1 protein-coding gene and 1 pseudogene are annotated in these 1,233 nt (G+C 42.4%); one reads left to right on the top strand and one right to left on the bottom strand.

Annotated elements, in window-relative coordinates; all coding sequences use genetic code 11:
* Positions 1-383: pseudogene (locus AC2VE5_RS27900) on the bottom strand (glycosyltransferase family 4 protein); the annotation flags it as partial.
* A 376-nt stretch (positions 384-759) separates the two neighbouring features.
* Between AC2VE5_RS27900 and AC2VE5_RS27895 the strand changes: the two are divergent.
* The coding region (locus tag AC2VE5_RS27895; protein WP_486890758.1) for a Wzz/FepE/Etk N-terminal domain-containing protein at positions 760-1,233 on the top strand (474 nt) is incomplete at its 3' end.

Below are 1,233 nucleotides of genomic sequence, written 5' to 3'. Positions count from 1 at the left end.
CCTCTCAGTAAAACTGGTATTCCTAGTCTATGAGCAGCAATAATCGTCTGCAAACTACAGAGGTGATACCATCCATGTACCCAAACCGCATCGAACGATTTAGTTTTTAGTATTCTAATAATGTTCTTAGCAACTGGCTGTCGAAAAATTCCCTTCCATTGCTTGCTACCCCAGCAATCCAGGAATTGATGCTTATACCCTTCCATTAAAGGAGTATCCCATTCAACCAACCGATCAAATCCAGGATCGTGATACCCTTTTAGCGAAAAATCACTATAAAAAAACACTTCCAAGTCAATATCTGGATCCGCTGCAACCATTCTTAGTAACGGTGCCTGATATTGAATTGGGTGTGAAACAAAATAAGCTAGACGAAAGGGCATTCTATTGCCTCCCCCTGATTATAAGAATGACTTGAATGCTACTTTAGGATTCCCAAAAATTCTCAGCTTTAAGCTTTTTTCATAATAATTATTTTTAGTCGGCTCTTACTTCTGGCTTTGTAGTTTGCATAGTGATAAATCTCGTCAATGCAAACCTGCTATTGCTTAGGCGACCTTTGCAACTACCAATCAGCCTATAGGTCTGGATGTTATAGGGCGTCCGTGCTTTCACTGAAACCGTATGAAATCAACCAGAAGATATTCCCGTAAATTTACGGCTTCGTTCTTTTGGCCACAGTGTCAGAATGTTTCTACAGATTTATTTAGACCCGAATTTTATACCTGCAACCTATCTTGATAGCAAGGGGATATACAATTGAGTACATTTGATAATATTTCTTCCCTTCCCAATGGACAGTCTACTGAGATTGTCAAGCTAAGCAGTGGCTATGAAGGACTGTCTTCCATTAGCTCAAGTCCTGACCAGGCAGGTCTTTGGACTGCCTTACGTAGGCGCTGGCTACCAGCGATCGCCGTTGGTGCAACTGTCTTTGCCGGCATAGCAGCCTATACCCTGACTCGGACTCCTTTGTACCAATCGCAAACCTTAATTCTGGCAGCCAATAGACCGCCTGTATCTGTTGCTCCTAAGGATGCAAACTCTTCTAGTGATAAGTCTGAACAGGATGTATCAGTGGATGTTCAGCTACTTAAAAGTCGTCCTTTGGTTGCGAAGGCGCTACAGAAACTCGATGGCTCCTACGGAAATATCTCTGTTGATCAGGTGATGAGTAACCTGACAATCAACCAAGACAAGGAAGGCAATGTCTTGACCGTTGCTTATACGGAT

It is taken from the genome of Aliterella sp. E5.1, from assembly GCF_057473825.1.
Note: the sequence above shows the minus strand (reverse complement) of the source record. Positions and strands in the feature narration are given on the sequence as shown.